Origin of the sequence: Foetidibacter luteolus (assembly GCF_009650435.1) — a bacterium.
Lineage (GTDB): Bacteria > Bacteroidota > Bacteroidia > Chitinophagales > Chitinophagaceae > Foetidibacter > Foetidibacter luteolus.
Map to the genome: position 1 here is coordinate 1 of NZ_VVIP01000034.1, position 17,932 is coordinate 17,932.

Here is a 17,932-nt window from a genome sequence, read left to right on the forward strand (position 1 = left end):
TGAAGTAGCAATGCCTGCGGCCTCGCAGAAATTTTTTGATACCGGCTGTTGTACTTTGTGGCATCTTCGTTGCGTCGCAATCCTTTCATCGGCTGGTACTTTGGGCGTCTTTTCAGACCCGGGTAGGAAAATCGTGAGTGGTGAATGGTGAATGGTGAGTGGTGAATAGTGAGTGGTGAGCACACTTCATTTACGTCGTACATCCCACATCTAACATCTTACATAAAAAAGGTACTTCGTACTTCTCCCTTCGTACTTGCTTACATCGTACATCCCACATCATACATCTAACATATTACAGGTACTTCGTAACTCGTACTTGTTTTGCATCGTACATCCCACATCTAACATCTTACATATTTAAAACGCTTCGCCAAGGTTGATGTAGAAAATTTTTGAATGCTGGCTGATGGCATAATCCAGGGCTATGTTGGTGTTAGAGCGCTTGTTGAACTTTATCCTGAAACCAACGCCGGCCGCGGGGTGAAAATTGGTGAACCAGTATTGATTGGGCCTTGTAACCGTATTCATGTTTACAAATACGGTATAGCCCAGCAAACCATTCTCTGTAATATCCCGCCGGTATTCTGCCTCAAGGTTTAAGAGCCCTTTACCGCGATAGCGGTTTTGATCAATACCGCGGCCGCTGCGGTTGCTGGGGTCCCAGCCGATGGAAGGCAAATCAAGGTATGGCGTATTGCCTCCAAGCACCGTCCAGTAATAAGCCCAGAGAGCCAGCACGTTATGCTTTTTCTCGCTGTAGGGGATATACTTTCTGAAATCGACATACAAAGATTGCCATGTATCGTTGCTGCCCAGGAAGCCGGGATTAAAACGCAATACAGCATTGGCGTAGTAACCGGATAATGGGTTAATAGAGTTTTGCCGGGAATCTCTTAAAAGGTTTAACGACAGGCCTGATGATACAGAATGTGCGCCAGGCTCTGTACCGTAAGGATACTTTACAAAATCGGCAAGTTGCAGGGTATCATTATTTCGTATGCGTATGCCGGAATGCCAGTCAAGATGGTAACCTAAACCACCCAGCAGGCCCGGTTTTATTACTTTCATAAAAGTTTGATACAACCTGAAATAATTATTGCCTACCAGTTGTTTCTCTTCTTCGGGCACACCATTCCCCAGCCCCCAGGTATATTGAGGGTTTATGATAAAACGAAGGTCGCCGGTTATATTGCGGTTATTACCCTCTAACCAAAGGTTAGAATGGAAAGAGAAAGAAAACCGCCCGCTAAATGAAAAAGATGGAGAAAAAGATACATTGGATAACCTGGTAGTGGAGCGTGGCCCCATGTAAAATGCCGCATTGGTAGAGGTAACAAGTGCCCTGCCACCACCAGGTATATTAGAAGCTATAGGTATAAGTGAGTAATAGACTTTCTTTTTTCCGCGTTGGGGCAGTTTTTTTGTACGGAAGGTGAAGGTTTGTTTTAAAACATCAATAATATCTTTTTTAATAACAGTGTCATACACTATATCGTTCCTGGATTTCCTTCTGGCCCTGCTGCTGTCCTGGGATTGCACCAGCAACGGGATAATAAGAAATGGTACGGCCAAGTATTTTTTCATCCGGATAGTTTTAGTGTTTTAAACAGGGTTATAGTTGCCGCCATGACCAGCCCGCTTCCACGTACCCACAATGCTATTGCATTGCCTGTTACCTACTTTCAAACATCGTACCCTTTGCAAAAGGGTAATATTTTACACAGCTACACTTACGAAAGTAACAAGCCACAACAAAACCATTTCGTGATCAAATCCAGCATTACACATTTCTACAACCCCGTTCTGAAATTTCTTGAATTAACCGTTGTAACAGCCACAAGCTGGTCGTGCCGGCCACTTAAATCGCGGTAATACACGAGTATGGTGTAATCATTTTCTGTTTCCCAATAATTACCGTCGGTTTGGGTGGCATCAGCGGGTTTGCCATCTTTAAGGTCTTTGGTTACATAGGTATAGGTATAATAACCCTGTTTAAGCAATAAAGTTTTCTCGTAAACGCCCAGGTTGGCATTATAGTTAAGCTTTGTTTGCTCATTAAGTTTATAACCTGTAAACTGGCCCACTATATAAACATCCTTACCGGCATAGGGCTGGTTGCCGTTGGGGCGCAGTATAAAATTAACGTTGGCATAATCGCCCTGCCACCAGGGATTGATAGATTCGGTGCTGCTTATCTCATAGAACCCGTTAAGATCGCGATATGTCACAAACCGTAACTGCGTTCTTTCCGCATCGGGCTGCATTACCACTTCAAAAGGCCGGGCAGACATATTGATAGATGCCACCCTTTCACTCTGAAAGCGGAAGCTGCGTAAATCAGCCCAACGGTATTCCTTACCCGCCGGAAAAACCAGTTCATTTTCATTGTTGTACTCAAACAGGTTGCCCCGCATAAAGGTGGGCTGGAGTATTTTGGTAGCATTATCCCACCTGAAGTTTTGCAGCACCACCACTTTTAACTGTTGCTGCGGATTAATAATGTTGAGCTTTGATTTATCTACCGTAAACTGTATTTTCTGGTGTGTGCGGAACATATCAGGGTTAAAGGGCTGGGTAAGCTGTGCAGCTACGCTAACCACCGATTCATATATCATGAACCGGGAAGTAAAAGCCAGCTTACTGGTATCGCCATTAAGAAAAACTTTCAAAAGGTAGTTGCCACTTTTAGTAGGCATGCTGTTGCGGTTGGGAAAAGTAACCTGGTAATGTATGTAATTGGTTTTGGCGATGGACGACTGCCTGTACTGTGTAAACCTGTTTTGGGTAAAGCCCTGCATATAGTCCATTATGCTAAGGCTTACCGGCTTCCAGTCCGCGTTGCATAGCTGAAAAGTATAATTAAAGTTTTTTACGTAGTTATCAAAATCGTCAAAGTGCAGCTCAAGGCCTTCAGAAGCGCCCAGCGCAAGTATGGGGTAAACAGTTTGATCTCCCTTTACAAAAAGCTTTACGCTGTGTATGGAAGGCATGTAAACACTATCGGGTAACTGAGCTTTACCTGTTAAAGGGGATAAACAGTAAATAAGGGCAATGGCAAGGCCAAAGAAAATTCTCATCCACTCAAATTTGTTCTAAACATACAATAATCTTACCACATGAAAAGCAGGCAGAGAACATGAGCATGTAATGGTATTGCCTGATATTTTATACTCAGCAACAGTCTCTTTTAAGCCTTTCCAGCAACATATTTGTTTCAAGGCTGATGAATGATGCCGAATAGTCGCTTAACCCGTAAGGTATTATAATATGATCGTTGTTAATGAACGACCCGCAGGAGTATACTACATTGGGCACATAACCTTCCCGCTCATCATCGTTGGGCACCAGCAAAGGGTCTTTCAAATGCCCGATAACTTTTGAAGGGTTCTCCAGGTCCAGCAGGCTGGCGCCAAGGCAATACCGGCGCATAGGTCCAACGCCATGCGTTATCACCAGCCAGCCATCTTTGGTTTCCAGCGGCGAGCCGCAGTTACCAATCTGTATAAATTCCCAGGGATACATAGGCGCCTGTAACATTTTAGGTTCATCCCATATACCAATGTTTTTGGAGTACATGATATAATTATTCCAGCCATCAATGCGGGAAATCATGGCATACATGTCATTTATTTTTTTTGGAAACAGCGCCAGGTTTTTGTTCTGTGCGCCATTGCCATACAGCGGCCTTACTTTAAAATGGTAAAAATCTTTTGTCTCCAGCAACTTAGGCATTATAATAGTGCCATCATAAGCGGTATAAGTGGCATAGTATTTTACATCGCCATCTTCCTCCGAAAAACGTACAAAACGTGCATCTTCTATACCTTTGCTTTCAAATTCTGATATGGGAAAAATAACCCTGTCTGATATATCCGTGTCCAGCGAAAATTGAATTTCATGGTAGGAGTCAGAAAGCCAGAGTATCTTTTCAAACTCCAGCTTGCGCATATCATCCTGCTCAAGGTTTTGAGAGTCGGCCACAAACTTCTTCAGCCGTTTGTATTCAAAATGCTCATCCAGTTTGCTTTCTACTTCTGTTATCACATTCACATCAATTTTCGCCTCCAGCGCTTTTTGAAGAAACAGCTTTTTGTTGTAGATAGAATTGCGTACTACTTCAGCTTCGTCAATGTATTCACCCGCCGGTATTACTGTGATGGCATTATGCTGGTCAATAATAGCCCTTCTGAAAACAATGGAAGAAATATGCCCTTCGCCCACAGCCCTGAAGCTGATGATTATCCTTTTCTGGCCTTCGGTTAATTCTGTCTGGTCGGGGTCTTCAACAATAGAAGGGTTAAAAAAAGCCGCGGATTCTATTGAGTACTCATGGGTAAAATAAGAACCGATGAGCAGCTTCCTGTATAAAGAAATATCATCCAGCTTAATCTGCAATTCATTAAAGATGGGTTCCAGTTTTTTACAGTGCCTTTCAAACACCCGTGTAATGTTACGGTGCCGTTTAGAAAATTCCTGCAAAAGAGGGATAACGAGCTTATATACATGGTCTTCTTCCAGGCCCATTACCCTTTGTATCAGGCTTTTGGCCCTGTCGTTACTGGAAAAAAAGAAACGGGCAATTACACGGGAAGAATCAGGATAAACCTTAATATTCATTCGTTCGATAGGTAAGCGCATGCGGTGGAATTTTATTCAACAGCTTACCATTACCTCAAACACTGTTCCAATAACGGCAGCAACATTGTTATTCACTACTACCTGTTTATGTCAATTGACGTCTTTTGGTTACCATTGTTCCCAACCATGTGGCAGCTCGTTGCGTCGCATCACCTTCATCGTCCGGTTTGTTATGGCGACAAAATCAGTCATTTTCAAAGGTATTATTTGCCCAGGTAAGCGTTTCTTTCAAATTAAAAACCTGGATTACTTTGTCCTCGCTATCAGTAGTTGTGTATTTCTTGAATTTTACCGCCTCTTTTAACCAGGCAATGGCACCTAACTTCCAACCATCGCCATCTATAAGGATAATAATGTGCTTTTCTGGCATCGCTTCCACACAATTCAAATACAAATAAGGCAGTTTTTCATCCACAGAACCAGATGTTTGTTGCCACTTGCACTCAATTCTGATTCTCAAATCGTATTTCTGCGAAATCAAAAGATATTCTGTATTTCCGTTATGCTTATAGATTGTAGTAAATGGGGCATTTTTCAGCAGAAGCTCAGTCCCATGCTTATCAATATTTTTTTCCCAATTTCTGTAATTCAATACCTCAAATCCCTTTTGGCTTAGGATTGTTTCTAACGTTCTTTCAAGAAGGTTACCTGTTCTGTTACCCTTACTTCCTTTTGCCATTGAATTAATAGTTTGTAATTACAATTTCCTGAATTTCTCCCCTCTTTGAGGCATCTGAGTTAATCATTCTTTTAGCCGGGATTCGCTGAATGTTGAATGCCTGGTAGATTTCATCAAAAAAATTATCAGAAGGATCAATATTTTTGGGGTCGGAGTTACTAAGCATCAACTGGGCCCCTTTCTCGTTTAGCCTGGTAAAAAGTTCGGCAAGCTGAAGTTGCTCAGAGTCTCCAAAATCATGTTTGCTATAGGATTTGAAACTGGCAGTTTTACTTATCGGCCTGTAGGGAGGATCAAAATAAATAAAGCCATCACCAGCATAATCTTTCTTGATTTGCTTAAAGTCAGCTTTTCGAATAGTTGCTTTCTCTAAAACTTTTGAGACGGCAAGCAAATTCATTTCGTCACAAATGGTGGGTTTATCATAATCACCAACAGGGGTGTTGAATTCCCCTTTTGAATTCACCCTGTAAAGCCCGTTAAAGCATGTCTTATTAAGGAATATGAGCTGCGCTGCCCGCGGTATCCATGACTCAGAATATTTATCATAATCAACAGTAAAACGCCCCGTATTATAGCTATGCCTTTGGTCATAGAAATACTGCTTCCTTTGGATTTTAGTAAGTTTATGGTAAGTCTTCTGGTATCTCTTCAAAAAATCAATAAGTTTATTAACATCCTGCTGGATAACCCTATAAGTTATAATTAGCTCTTCGTTAATATCATAGAGAAAAGCAGCATCTATATCAAAATTTTGAACTATATCAAAAAAAACAGCACCACTGCCTAAAAAAGGCTCATAGTACTTTTTTATTCGCCTGGCTTTAAGCTCTTTGGGGTAAAGTTCCTGAAATTTAAAGAGGAGTTGGCTTTTTCCGCCTGCCCATTTTAAAAAAGGCCTCGCCCCAACATTATATGGCTGAAACAAATCTTCAAGAACATTTGAAGATTCTTCATTATTGATAGAATAGGATTTAGTCATAGCCAAAAATACCGTTTGCTTATAATAATAACCACAAAAGTTTTACCCACTCTATCTCCCCTTTTTGCCCAGCACTGCCACCGTAAGCCGGCTTACACAAACCAGCTTTTCATTGTCATCATGTATGTGTATATCCCATACGTGTGTTGTACTGCCAAGGTGTATAGGGGTGCAGGTAGCGGTAACATGGCCATCCCTTACGGCACGTATGTGGTTGGCATTTATTTCAAGGCCCACGCAAATAAACTTTTCAGGATCTATTACCAGGGCAGATGCTATGCTGCCAACCGTTTCAGCAAGGGCTGCCGAAGCGCCGCCATGCAACAGGCCATAAGGCTGGCGGGTACGATTGTCAACCGGCATACTGCCTTTTAAAAAATTATTGCCTATTTCAATAAACCGCATGCCTAAATAATCGCCCATGGTGTTGGCGCCAAGATGCTGCAAATCCTCTACTGTTACCGCTTTATTAAACCAGATGCTCATTAGGTATGTTTAATAATCCCGCTCAATTAAAAACGCGGCCAATTCTTCCAGCGGTTTTTTACGGGCAGAAACAACAGCGATGGCTTCCAGGTGATGGTACGCTTTATCTACATACTGTTGCTTTAAAGCCTTCGCCCACTCATCCACGTTACAATCCCGGAAAATCTGCAAGACCTTTTCCACTTTATCCCCCGGGTTTTCTTTCATCAGCCGGTATAGCTCAGCCTTTTGAGATGCAGAAGCTATTTCCAGCGCATGTATCAGCAGAAAGGTTTTCTTGTTCTGGCGTATGTCGCCGCCGGCATCTTTTCCAAATTTCTCCGGGTCGCCAAAAGCATCCAGGTAATCGTCCTGCACCTGGAAGGCAATGCCTATGTTGCGGCCAAATTCGTACAGGTGGTTGCGGTTGCCTTCGCTGGCTCCCCCCAATACCGAACCCATCTGCAGGCTTGCAGCCAGGAGTACCGAGGTTTTTAACTGTATCATGTTAATGTATTCATCCAGTAAAACATCGTCACGCTTTTCAAAATCCATATCAAGCTGTTGGCCTTCGCAAACCTCTTTGGCAGTGCGGTTAAACAGTTGCAGTATTTTGGGCAGGTAAGCCGGGTTTATTTTGTTAAGGTATTCGTAGGCCACTATCAGCATTACATCGCCGGTTAGCAGGGCTGTGCTTTCGCCGTACTTGGTATGCACGGTTTGCAGGCCACGCCGCAAAGGCGCTTTATCCATGATATCGTCGTGTATCAGCGTAAAATTGTGAAACAGTTCTACCGCCGTGGCCACCTGCCAGGCATCGGGAATAATTTCGCCAAAAAGCTCATTACCCATCAGGCACATTACGGGGCGTATGCGTTTGCCGCCAAGTGTAAGAAAATAATCACCAGGGGTGTACAGGCTGGCAGGTTGTTGGGGGAAATGCGGTGTATCGAATTTTTCAGCGAATTCCGCTACCAGTTCTTTAAACGATTTCATGCGGGTGAAGATACAGGATGAAAAGGAAAAAACAGGTTACGGCTTTTACCTGGCGGCAACTATGGAGGGCACGCAGGCTGTGTCACCACCGCGCCAGGGATAGCAGTGAAAACCCCGCTGAAGGTACGTGCCGGGGGCTTTTGTGGCGGAGTTGTAACGGATAGCCCGGTGCCTTCGGCAGGCGCCCTGAACATTTTTTGTTTAATGCCCGGCTGAAGTTTTTATTAAAACCTTAAGCATTGGCAGCTTTACAATATAGCAGGCATTAAAAAGAAATTAAAAATGTCTGATGTACAATTACAGATAACCGTTTTAGCTATTTTGAAACAAAATCCAATATTCCATGCGCTCATTAGAAGTAAAATTTCTATTTGATGGGGTGCTGTTTACTACCCCCATCTACATACTCAACTCCTCTGCCGAGAACCGGCGTGTTGAGTTTTTTGTAACCTTCAGCACCAAATACCTTATTAAGGAATACGGCAGAAGTTATAAAATGGTGTACGAGAACAACCGCTTCACTCCTATTTTCAGCGAGAAACAAAAAGAAAGGGAACTGATAAGAAGCATTCAGGACGCCATTAAAAGCCATCCCGAAACATTACTGGTTGCTTAACTGTTTACACCAAAATTGCATATAACCGGATAACACTTTTACACGCTATTCTTAAGCCGCACAGCATACAGCAGCCCCCGGAAACACACCAACTGCACAAAGTAAAGCGGCAACAACCACCCAGCCTATAAAACTTCTGAAGGGTGCAACTGAAGCAACTCAGACGACCAGGCCCTTAACTGCCTTGCAACTACCATGTTTTTGGCCAGTGACTGGCCAAAGGAGGGTATCATTTGCCTTAACTTATGCTGCCACTCCGGCGATTGCATTTGCGCCGGAAAGCAGCGCTGCAGCAGGGTTAACATGATAGATACGGCTGTAGAAGCACCCGGCGATGCCCCAAGCAACGCAGCCAGCGAACCATCCGCGGCGCTAACCACTTCTGTACCAAACTCCAGTATGCCGCCCTCCTCCTCGTCTTTCTTAATTACCTGTACCCGCTGGCCGGCAATTTCCAGTTCCCAATCCTGCATTTGCGCATTGGGCAAAAATTCTTTCAGGGCATCAAGCTTGTCTTCGGGTGATTGGCGCACCTGCTCAATAAGATATTTGGTAAGCGGTATGTTGTGCAGCCCCGCCGCCAGCATGGGGCGTATATTACTAAACCTTATGGAGGTAAGTAAATCAAGCGATGAACCCTGCTTTAAAAATTTGGTAGAAAAACCAGCGTAAGGCCCAAACAACAGCGCCTTTTCACCGTTAATAACCCGCGTATCCAAATGCGGTACAGACATGGGCGGGGCGCCCACCGCGGCTTTGCCATACACTTTGGCATTGTGCCTTTCTATAATGGCGGGGTTGGTACATTTTAACCACTGGCCGCTAACAGGAAAACCACCAAAACCCTTGCCTTCTGGAATGCCGGATTTAAGCAACAACGGCAAAGAGCCCCCTCCAGCGCCAATAAACACAAAACCTGCATTTATATCAGTCTTTTCACCGGTGTTTTCGCCTTTTATCTCTATACTCCACCGCCCGCCTTCTTTGCGCTCAATATCACGCACTTCGCAGTTAAAATGCAGACTTACGCCAGGTTGCGTTTTCAACTCATTAAACAGGCTGCGTGTAAGGGCGCCAAAGTTTACATCGGTGCCCATTTCCATACGGGTGGCGGCCACTTTCTGTTCGTTGCTGCGGCCTTCCATTATAAGGGGCATCCATTCCATTAGCTGCACGGGGTCTTCAGAATATTGCATGCCTTCAAACAAATGGCATTGCTGCAAAGCAGCGTACCTGGTTTTCAGGTACTGCACATTTTTTTCGCCCCATACAAAACTCATGTGCGGTATGGGTTTTATAAACTCATCCGGCTCTGTCAAAATATTTTGCTGTACCAGCCAGGCCCAAAACTGCCGGGAGACGTCAAAAGATTCAGCAATCTTAACCGCCTTGGATATGTCAACAGAGCCGTCTTCTTTTTCGGGCGTATAATTCAGTTCGCAAAAGGCTGAGTGGCCGGTGCCTGCATTGTTCCAGGCATCGGAGCTTTCAGCGGCGGCAATATCCAGCCGCTCAAAAATTTTGATGCTGTAATCCGGGTTCAGTTTTTTCAATAAAATACCCAGCGTAGCGCTCATTATTCCGGCGCCGATAAGTACAATATCGGCGGTAGTATCCGCAGTGTTGTTCATGCCGCAAAGATGCATATTAATAGCCTGACAGCCTTGTGAAAATGGGAAAATGAAGCACTGAGGTTGCTTCAATTGTTAATTTAAGCGTATCAATAAAACAGGAAGAATAAGGGCGCCTGCCAAAGGCACCGGGCTATCCGTTACAACTCCGCCGCAAGGGCCGGGCACAAAGCCTTCAGCGGGGTTTTCACTGCTATCCCTGGCGCGGGGGTGACGCAGCGCAACCACCCACAACGCTGTTTATGGCAAGAGCTATGCAAAACCCTGGTAATACAGCATTGTAAAAGGCAGCGGCACTTACAAAAGCCCGGCTTTAAGCACTTCGTACTCTTCTTCTGTAATGCTGCCGTTGTTTTTAAGGGCGGCAAGTTTTTCTATATCGGCTATTTTTTGAATGGTTTCTGTTTTAGCGGGCTGCCGTTCCGGCCGGTTATGCTTTTTTACAGGTATGGAAATATTTCCCAGGCCTTTTTTATAGTTCATTCTCAGCCCATGTGTTTTGGCCAGCAGCAAAAGCGCAATCGCCGCCGCTATTGCCAGCCATATACCAGGGGCTGTTCCGGTAACAATCATTCCGCCGGAAGCGCCGGCCAATATGCTGGAAAATGCAACTACAATACATAACAAGGCTGTAACTGCCGCTACAATAAGCCCAAGGCGGCATAGCTTCTGCCATAACCTTTTTTTAAACAAAGGCAGTGAAAGCAGCGCAGCCGCAGCAAAAGCCAGGAAAGCTGCCTGGCCGCCCCCCTGCAAACCGCTTATGCTAACACTTGCATGCATGGCAGCACTGCCTGTTGAAACCCTTACCCAGGGCAACAGTATAGCCGCGGCGCCAACTACTGCCGCAATAAACAGCCACAGCCTTCTTTGCGTGCTTATGAATACAAGGTTAATCATGCTACACTATTTATGAAAGGTGGTTTAGGGCTGATGGCCAGGCATTGCGCCGGCTTGCACTGTTATGCATCACCGGCCGCTTAAAAAAAGGGGGTATATAAACTTTTTTAAAAAATACCGGCCTGTTCTTTTTTAACGGGTTATGCATTAACAACTTTAATTGTATCTTTAGCTCCTGCACATGCATATTTTATAATACCTTTTCTCCAATGCCATTGACGCGAAACCTGCCAGCCCGGCGACACCTGCGGAAAAAATAACAGGACTAATTTTGTACAGGGCGGCAACGTAAATTTTCTATATAAACTTAACTGTAGTTTTAGCCGTGGTTTTGGCGATTTATTTTTCGTGGGTGTTGATTTATTTTTTGCAGGGAGTGAAATTTTAAACGAAATTATTTGCCGCTGTTGCGGCTTTTGTTAAGAAGCACCATGTCGCAAGCTGCATAGCATTGGTAAGCGTCACCTGGCAGCAGTACCCCATAAAAATCCTTTGCCTTATGCAATAACTGTTATCTACCCAAAAAACCGTTAACAAACAACCAATAAAAGCCCCCTTTAAACCTCGCTCACATGAAAAATGCTTTGTCCCTACGCTGCCAGGGAATACCATTTAAAACTGCATTATTGCTTTTTATGGCGATGCTTTGCCTTTGCATTTGCCAGGCACAGCAGAAAAAATTAGACAGCCTGCTTAAGGCTTTTAATACCCATACGGCCGAAGACAGCACCAGGCTGGACATTCTTAACAACCTGGCGCAGGTGTACAGCAGCACCGACCCTGAAAAGGGCGTACAGGTAGCAGATAAAGCCATTCACCTGGCCACGTTGTTAAACGATAAGAAAAGGCTGGCTTCGGGCTATAACTACAAGGCCACCAACCTGTCGTCGCTGGGTGAAGATTCCGCAGCTTTGTCCTTTTACAATAAAGCACTCGCCGTACACATGGAAGCCGGTAACAAGCTGGGCATGGGCTCTGTAATGTTCAACAGCGGCATCATTTATTTTAACATGGGCAATTATGATGAAGCCTTTAACCTGTACAGGCAGGCGCTTAAAATATTTGAACAGTTAAACGACCGCAGCCGTGTTGCCGCTGTTTATAACAGCCTTGGCATAAACTACATGTACCTGTCTGACTACCCGGCAGCTATGGAAAATTACCTGGATGCGCTGAAAGTATTTGAAGAACTGGGCAACCGGGAAAAAGTGGCTATGGTGCTGCAAAACCTGGGACTGGTAAACAGGCACCTCTCCAACCCGGAGAAGTCGCTGGATTATTACAAAAAAGCGCTGGCCATTTTTAAAGAAACTGACGACAGGAAAGGCATGGCCGATGCGCTGGGCAATATGGGCACCATTTACGATGAAACGGGCAACCAAACCGAAGCATTAAAATATTATGGTGAGGCCTTAACCCTCAGCGAAAGCATTGGCAACAAAAAAGGTATAGCCAGCAACCTGGCCAACCTGGCCATTGTTTACAATGCACAGGCTAATTACCCGCAGGCTTATCAATATCTTCAAAAGGCTGCTGCTATGTACCGTGAAATGGGCGATATCCAAAACCTTGCTATTGTACTGGATGAAACGGGTACCCTTTACCGCCAATGTACTGCGGCTGATTTAAAGACAATGGGCATACCGGCCACGCAACGTTATGCCAAAGCATTGGAAAACCACCGCCAGGCACTGGAACTGTTTAAGCAAACCGGCTCTCTAACCTCGCAAATGCTGGCATTGGAGAACATTAGCCTTACTTACGAAAAACAGGGCAGCTATACCCAGGCACTGGAAGCTTATAAACAAGCCAACAGCCTGCGGGACAGTATTCACAACGATGAAAAAAACAAACAGATAGCCCGCAGGGAGCTGGAGTTTGAATATGAAAAAAAGCAGGCGGTAGCCAGCGCTGAACATGAAAAAAAACAGGCCATAGCCGCCGCGGAAATAAAACAGCAAAAAACAGTACGCAATGCCGGCATAGGCAGCGCTGTATTGTTGCTTATTTGTGCCATAGCCGGTTATGTTTTGTACAAAAGAAAAAGAGATGCTGTTGAACAGCAAAAAGAGGCCGACTTTAAAGTGCAGGTAGCTGATACGGAAATGAAGGCATTACGCTCTCAGATGAACCCGCATTTTATTTTTAATTCGCTCAACTCCATCAGCGATTACATGCTGAAGAACGATATAAAAGCCGCCGATGCCTACCTTACCAAATTTGCCAAAGTAATGCGGATGATTTTAGAAAACTCCGAGCAGAAAGAAATAAGCCTGGCCGATGATTTAAGGGCACTAGAACTGTACATGCAGCTTGAATCTCAACGGCTGAACAAAAAGTTTACTTACGAAATAATTGTGGATGAAGACATTGACGAGGAAAGTACCTTGATACCTCCGCTTATTTTGCAGCCTTTTGTTGAAAACAGCATCTGGCACGGGCTTTCGCAAAAGAACGGAGATGGCAAAATTACCATACACATACAACGGGACGGCGATATGTTGAACTGCGTGGTGGAAGATAATGGGATTGGCCGGCAGAAAAGCCCGGCTGTAGCGGAAGCAGGCAGCGGCAAAAAATCGCTGGGCATGAAGATAACCAACGCCCGTATAGACATCATTAACAAGATAAAAAAATCCAGCGCCGCGGTACACCTTTCAGACCTTACGGAAGGAATGCGGATAGAGGTAAAGCTTCCGCTGGAGGTAAGCTATTAACGTAAGTTTTGGGTTTCGCACATACCTGTATTGAATACCCTTATTTACTTTTTTGTCTTGACACAAAAAAGTAACAAAAAAAGTCAAGGAAGAAACGATATACAGCACGTTTCTTCCATTCGCCCTGATTAAGCTTTTGTACTGCTGTGATTTCAGCAGTAGAATGTTCTTATACAAGGCATACTGAATTTAATGATGCAGTTAAAATGAATGATCCTATATGATTTTTATCTATATATATATGATATCAGTATAAAAGATCCAAAACTCTCGTTATTAGCCTTTAAAAAGAACGTTGTGCGCAACAGCCCTGCCCGCAAAAACAGCAGCGTGTTACACTTTCGGGTGAGGGATTGAAACGGTTACCCCGGTGAGGCCATTGCAGCCAAGCTTTGTGCCGGAGTAGTAGCACAACCTTCGTTAAAGCAACTAAATGTTGCTTTAACGAAGGTTGCGAACGTAGTTCTGCCCGACCCCTTGCGCAGCTTGGGGGCACCCCCAAAAATCTTATGACAGCAGAATGCGGACACTGTGCCCCAACCTGCTTGCCTTATCACAACTTACGATCAAGGGAAATCGTCAACATTTTGAAAGCAAGGCATTTATATAACCTATATCTTTAGCATAGTACTTAAAGGTATAACCGGAACAACACGATGATAACAGCCATAATAGTTGACGATGAACAACACTGCACTGACCGGCTTTCGCACCTGTTGAAAGAATATGCACACAACGTTACCCTTGAAGGGATGTATGCGAACGTTGAAGACGCAGCTACCGCGATACAGCAAATACAACCGCAGCTTGTGTTTTTGGATGTGGAGATTCATAACAAAACAGGCTTTGACTTATTAAAATCCTTGCCGGAAATAAACTTTCATGTAATCTTTACCACCGCTTACGAGAAATACGCGGTGCAGGCATTTAAGTTTAGTGCAGTAGATTACCTGCTGAAACCTGTGGATGCCGATGACCTTAAACTGGCGCTGGAAAAACTGCAAACCAAAATTTCCAAAGAAGAAATTTCCAAAAAGTTTGATGTGTTGTTCCATAACCTGCGCAATATGCAGGGGGTATCCAAAAAGATAAGTGTACCCACCGTTAAAGGCTTTGTTTACCTGCAGGTAAATGATATTATTTATTGCCGCAGCGAGGTTAACTACACCACGCTGTTTTTAAAAGACAAACAAAAAATAACCGTAGCCAAAACCCTTAAGGAATTTGAAGACCTGCTGAAAGATTACAATTTTTACCGGGTACACAACTCCAGCCTTATTAACCTTAGCTATATAAAAAGCTATAACAAGGGCAAAGGCGGCTGCGTGGTAATGAGCGACAACTCAGAAATTGAAGTATCCACCCGCAGAAAGGATGATTTTTTAAAAAGGCTGGCTGAAATATTTTAATGCAGGCTATTTAACCGCCTCCAGTTTTTCCAGGAATGTATCCGCATCAGCATAACTGTATTTCTGCAGCACATTAGCCTGCCGCATTAATACATAAGAAGGGTTTACCCGTACGGCTGTTTTAATTACAGTGGCATCACAGATAAGCACATGTGGCGCTACGCCGGCACCAAATACTTCCAGTGCTTTTTGTGGCAGCGAAGTAACATAGTATAAGGGGATATTTTTGGTTTTGGCCGCAGCCTGTATTTTTGAGAAGGTTTCATTCTTCCATTCGCTAACCTCGCTAAAGTCTTTGATATAGAACAATACATAGTACCCTGGCTGGCTGAGTATTTCGGTGGTGGTATCTGTTTTGCTGAGGCTTTGCAAGGCAAAATCTGTAATGGGTGCAGTGGCGTTTCCTTTGCGTACCAGCTTATCATAACGGTCAACAAATTCGTAGGTAGAATCAAAATCGGCCGGAAAATGTTCCGGGTCAAACTCAAGCACATTTCCATTCTTTTTGTAGCGGAACGTCATAGCAAAGCTATCCGGCACGGCGCCGGGCGGCACTTTCATTTTCTCGATAAGATTGTTGCCTTTTTTATAGGGCAGGCAATCCACAAAAGGCAAATGGGTAAGCGCATAAGCCTGCATATAACTAATGGCGATAATACTGCCAAGCAACACTACAAAAGAGGGCAACGTGCCCAATAGCGGTTTAACCTTACTATGGTTAACCAGTATCAGCACAATCAGCAATAACAGCAAAACATCCTTAAGGAAAGATTGTAGTGGCGTTAGCGGCAAACAATCCCCAAAACAACCGCAGGTTTTTATTTTACCGGAACGCAGGGCATAGCCTGTTAAAAAAGTAAAGAATACTATCAGTAACAGCAATAACCTGCTGATGAGCCGCATATTCCACCCGATGAGCAACGCTATACCTGCCATTACCTCAAACACGTTCATGATAATGGACATGGCCAGCGTATAATCATTCAGGCTGTGCCAGCCCCACACTTCAAAAAACTCCTGCATTTTATAGCTTAGTCCAAGGGGGTCGTTGGCTTTGATAAGCCCGGAGAAAATAAACAACACCCCTACAATAATCCTTGATATGTTTAATAGTAGCTTCATGGTAGTGATGGTGAGTAGTGAGTGGTGAGTGGTTGATGACCGGAAAAATTTCCCTGCTTACACAACCTTCTTCATTCGAAATTCCTTGATCCTTGTTCGTTATTCTTTATCCTGCATGTTTGCCTTCCGCTATCAGTATCAGGGCGAACAATGCGTAATTGACGATATCTACATAATTGGCATCTATGCCCTCGCTGATGATAGTCCTTCCCTCATTGGCCAATATCTGCCTTACGCGCAGCAGCTTTACCAATATCATATCGGCAAAGCTTTCCTGGCTCATTTCACGCCAGGCTTCGCCGTAATCGTGGTTTTTATCTATCATTACAGATTTGGCAAAAGCCGCCTGCTCCCGGTACAGCTTTTCGGTTTCTTCCAACGCCAGGTCTTCTACTGCGGGGTTATTAAGTGCCAACTGTATAAGCCCGATAATACCATAGTTTACAATGCCGATAAACTCACTCTTAATATCGTCGCCCACTTTTTGGGTTTTCTTCTCCTGTATGGTACGTATGCGCAGGGCTTTAATAAAAAGCTGGTCTGTTACAGAGATAGTCCTTAGAACCCGCCAGGAAGTGCCGTAATCTTTTGCTTTCTTTAAAAACAGTTCCCGGCAAAGTTCCAGGGCTTTATCGTATTGCTCATTTGTCATAAAGTCAAAAAAAAGTCATTGGGTCAAAAAAAGTCATTAAGCCATTGAGTCAAGAAGTCATTAAGTCAAGAAGTCATTGAGTCAAAAAGCCATTAAGTTATAAAGCCAAAGAGTAAAACAAACGGGTGGTTTTGCGGCATAACTACCAGTTACGGCAAAGGCTACTTCAACCACCGGCAACACATCTTTACCTTAGCTTTACAGCCAAAAATAAAGGAATAATGTTTACGCTTAATTGCAGGGGGCGTTTATTAACGATAGACAGGCCGGTAGTAATGGGCATTATCAACAGCACGCCAGACTCTTTTTTTGCTGACAGCAGGCAGCAATCTGTTAACGCTGCGTTACGGCAGGCAGAAAAAATGCTGAACGATGGCGCCGCCATGCTGGATATTGGCGGCCAGAGCACCCGGCCCGGCAGTACGCAGGTAACGGCGGCCGAAGAACTGGCAAGAATAGAAAATATTATACCGGCCATACACAACAGGTTTCCGGAAGCGGTTATTTCTGTTGACACCTATTATGCCAGTGTGGCCAGGATGGCGGTACAGGCGGGGGCTGCCATCGTAAACGACATAAGCGGCGGCATGCTGGACGAAGCCATGCTAACCACCGTTGCGGGGCTTAAAGCTGTTTACATCTGCATGCACATGAAAGGCAACCCGCAAACCATGCAACAGCATACCCAATACGAAGATGTTACCCGAGATGTGCTGGATTACTTTATTGAACGTACAGAAGACTGCCGCCTTGCCGGCATAAACGATGTAATTGTTGACCCCGGCATAGGCTTTAGCAAAACCATTCAACAAAATTTTGAGCTGATTAAAAACCTGGCTACGTTAAGAATGCTACAAAAGCCTCTGCTGCTGGGCGTTTCAAGAAAAGGCACCATTTATAAAACCCTGGGCATTACGGCAGATGAAGCGTTGAATGGAACCACGGTGCTGCATACCATCGGGCTGCTTAACGGGGCTAATATTTTAAGGGTGCATGATGTTAAGGAAGCTGTTGAAGCTATAAAACTGGTAGATGCCTGCGCATTTGCCGGATGAAGCTTGCCGAAGGCAAGCAATGGTACCCGCTTAAATGCCGCCATAAAAAACTACCGCACACGCTGTG

General features: G+C 44.3%; 16 protein-coding genes. 4 read left to right on the forward strand and 12 right to left on the reverse strand.

Going from position 1 to position 17,932, the window contains the following annotated elements:
• From F0364_RS28880 to F0364_RS09100, 8 genes are all read right to left on the reverse strand, one after another.
• Positions 1-203 (reverse strand): hypothetical protein (locus F0364_RS28880; RefSeq protein WP_207632587.1); only part of this gene is annotated, 203 nt, incomplete at its 3' end.
• A 157-nt stretch (positions 204-360) separates the two neighbouring features.
• A complete protein-coding gene (locus F0364_RS09070) occupies positions 361-1,587 on the reverse strand; it encodes a BamA/TamA family outer membrane protein (RefSeq protein ID WP_153797459.1) in 1,227 nt (408 codons plus the stop codon).
• A gap of 206 nt (positions 1,588-1,793) precedes the next feature.
• A complete protein-coding gene (locus tag F0364_RS09075) occupies positions 1,794-3,080 on the reverse strand; it encodes a type IX secretion system plug protein (protein WP_153797460.1) in 1,287 nt (428 codons plus the stop codon).
• Between the two features lie 94 nt (positions 3,081-3,174).
• Complete coding sequence (locus F0364_RS09080; protein ID WP_153797461.1) at positions 3,175-4,641, reverse strand: glycoside hydrolase family 130 protein; 1,467 nt, start codon at positions 4,639-4,641, stop codon at positions 3,175-3,177.
• Positions 4,642-4,825: 184 nt separating this feature from the next.
• The gene (locus F0364_RS09085) at positions 4,826-5,320 is read right to left on the reverse strand and encodes a PD-(D/E)XK nuclease superfamily protein (RefSeq protein ID WP_207632588.1); all 495 of its coding nucleotides are present in this window, start codon (positions 5,318-5,320) and stop codon (positions 4,826-4,828) included.
• Positions 5,321-5,324: 4 nt separating this feature from the next.
• The gene (locus tag F0364_RS09090; protein WP_153797463.1) at positions 5,325-6,302 is read right to left on the reverse strand and encodes a DNA adenine methylase; all 978 of its coding nucleotides are present in this window, start codon (positions 6,300-6,302) and stop codon (positions 5,325-5,327) included.
• A 51-nt stretch (positions 6,303-6,353) separates the two neighbouring features.
• Entirely contained in the window at positions 6,354-6,788 is a 435-nt protein-coding gene (locus tag F0364_RS09095; protein WP_153797464.1) for a hotdog fold thioesterase, read from the reverse strand.
• 9 nt (positions 6,789-6,797) lie between these two features.
• Positions 6,798-7,763, reverse strand: coding sequence for a polyprenyl synthetase family protein (locus F0364_RS09100; protein ID WP_153797465.1), 966 nt, complete (start codon positions 7,761-7,763; stop codon positions 6,798-6,800).
• Positions 7,764-8,106: 343 nt separating this feature from the next.
• Between F0364_RS09100 and F0364_RS09105 the strand changes: the two genes are divergently transcribed.
• Entirely contained in the window at positions 8,107-8,379 is a 273-nt protein-coding gene (locus F0364_RS09105) for a hypothetical protein (protein WP_153797466.1), read from the forward strand.
• Between the two features lie 125 nt (positions 8,380-8,504).
• Here the strand turns inward: F0364_RS09105 and F0364_RS09110 are convergent, their stop codons facing one another.
• On the reverse strand, positions 8,505-10,010 hold the full coding sequence (locus F0364_RS09110) for a malate:quinone oxidoreductase (protein WP_235921037.1): 1,506 nt from the start codon (positions 10,008-10,010) through the stop codon (positions 8,505-8,507).
• A 297-nt stretch (positions 10,011-10,307) separates the two neighbouring features.
• Positions 10,308-10,910 carry an SHOCT domain-containing protein gene (locus F0364_RS09115; protein WP_153797468.1) on the reverse strand — a complete coding sequence of 201 codons (603 nt, stop codon included), beginning with the start codon at positions 10,908-10,910 and terminating at the stop codon, positions 10,308-10,310.
• Between the two features lie 572 nt (positions 10,911-11,482).
• On the opposite strand from F0364_RS09115, the gene F0364_RS09120 reads away from it, so the two are divergent.
• The gene (locus tag F0364_RS09120) at positions 11,483-13,627 is read left to right on the forward strand and encodes a tetratricopeptide repeat-containing sensor histidine kinase (RefSeq protein WP_153797469.1); all 2,145 of its coding nucleotides are present in this window, start codon (positions 11,483-11,485) and stop codon (positions 13,625-13,627) included.
• Between the two features lie 656 nt (positions 13,628-14,283).
• Positions 14,284-15,036, forward strand: coding sequence for a LytR/AlgR family response regulator transcription factor (locus F0364_RS09125; RefSeq protein ID WP_153797470.1), 753 nt, complete (start codon positions 14,284-14,286; stop codon positions 15,034-15,036).
• A gap of 6 nt (positions 15,037-15,042) precedes the next feature.
• Here F0364_RS09125 and F0364_RS09130 read toward each other — a convergent pair whose 3' ends face one another.
• Together F0364_RS09130 and F0364_RS09135 are read right to left on the reverse strand one after the other, a co-directional pair.
• Entirely contained in the window at positions 15,043-16,158 is a 1,116-nt protein-coding gene (locus F0364_RS09130; protein ID WP_153797471.1) for a BT_3928 family protein, read from the reverse strand.
• A 106-nt stretch (positions 16,159-16,264) separates the two neighbouring features.
• Complete coding sequence (locus F0364_RS09135; RefSeq protein ID WP_153797472.1) at positions 16,265-16,810, reverse strand: DUF1599 domain-containing protein; 546 nt, start codon at positions 16,808-16,810, stop codon at positions 16,265-16,267.
• Positions 16,811-17,031: 221 nt separating this feature from the next.
• On the opposite strand from F0364_RS09135, the gene folP reads away from it, so the two are divergent.
• Positions 17,032-17,865, forward strand: coding sequence for a dihydropteroate synthase (gene folP, locus F0364_RS09140; RefSeq protein ID WP_153797473.1), 834 nt, complete (start codon positions 17,032-17,034; stop codon positions 17,863-17,865).
• Positions 17,866-17,932: the final 67 nt, after the last annotated feature.

Coding starts and splice junctions, on each gene's coding strand:
- F0364_RS09090 (WP_153797463.1), bottom strand. CDS start 6,302: ATGACTAAATCCTATTCTATCAATAATGAAGAATCTTCAAATGTTCTT.
- F0364_RS09135 (WP_153797472.1), bottom strand. CDS start 16,810: ATGACAAATGAGCAATACGATAAAGCCCTGGAACTTTGCCGGGAACTG.
- F0364_RS09125 (WP_153797470.1), top strand. CDS start 14,284: ATGATAACAGCCATAATAGTTGACGATGAACAACACTGCACTGACCGG.
- F0364_RS09115 (WP_153797468.1), bottom strand. CDS start 10,910: ATGATTAACCTTGTATTCATAAGCACGCAAAGAAGGCTGTGGCTGTTT.
- F0364_RS09130 (WP_153797471.1), bottom strand. CDS start 16,158: ATGAAGCTACTATTAAACATATCAAGGATTATTGTAGGGGTGTTGTTT.
- F0364_RS09120 (WP_153797469.1), top strand. CDS start 11,483: ATGAAAAATGCTTTGTCCCTACGCTGCCAGGGAATACCATTTAAAACT.
- F0364_RS09075 (WP_153797460.1), bottom strand. CDS start 3,080: ATGAGAATTTTCTTTGGCCTTGCCATTGCCCTTATTTACTGTTTATCC.
- F0364_RS09085 (WP_207632588.1), bottom strand. CDS start 5,320: ATGGCAAAAGGAAGTAAGGGTAACAGAACAGGTAACCTTCTTGAAAGA.
- F0364_RS09110 (WP_235921037.1), bottom strand. CDS start 10,010: ATGAACAACACTGCGGATACTACCGCCGATATTGTACTTATCGGCGCC.
- F0364_RS09105 (WP_153797466.1), top strand. CDS start 8,107: ATGCGCTCATTAGAAGTAAAATTTCTATTTGATGGGGTGCTGTTTACT.
- F0364_RS09095 (WP_153797464.1), bottom strand. CDS start 6,788: ATGAGCATCTGGTTTAATAAAGCGGTAACAGTAGAGGATTTGCAGCAT.
- F0364_RS09080 (WP_153797461.1), bottom strand. CDS start 4,641: ATGCGCTTACCTATCGAACGAATGAATATTAAGGTTTATCCTGATTCT.
- F0364_RS09070 (WP_153797459.1), bottom strand. CDS start 1,587: ATGAAAAAATACTTGGCCGTACCATTTCTTATTATCCCGTTGCTGGTG.
- folP (WP_153797473.1), top strand. CDS start 17,032: ATGTTTACGCTTAATTGCAGGGGGCGTTTATTAACGATAGACAGGCCG.
- F0364_RS09100 (WP_153797465.1), bottom strand. CDS start 7,763: ATGAAATCGTTTAAAGAACTGGTAGCGGAATTCGCTGAAAAATTCGAT.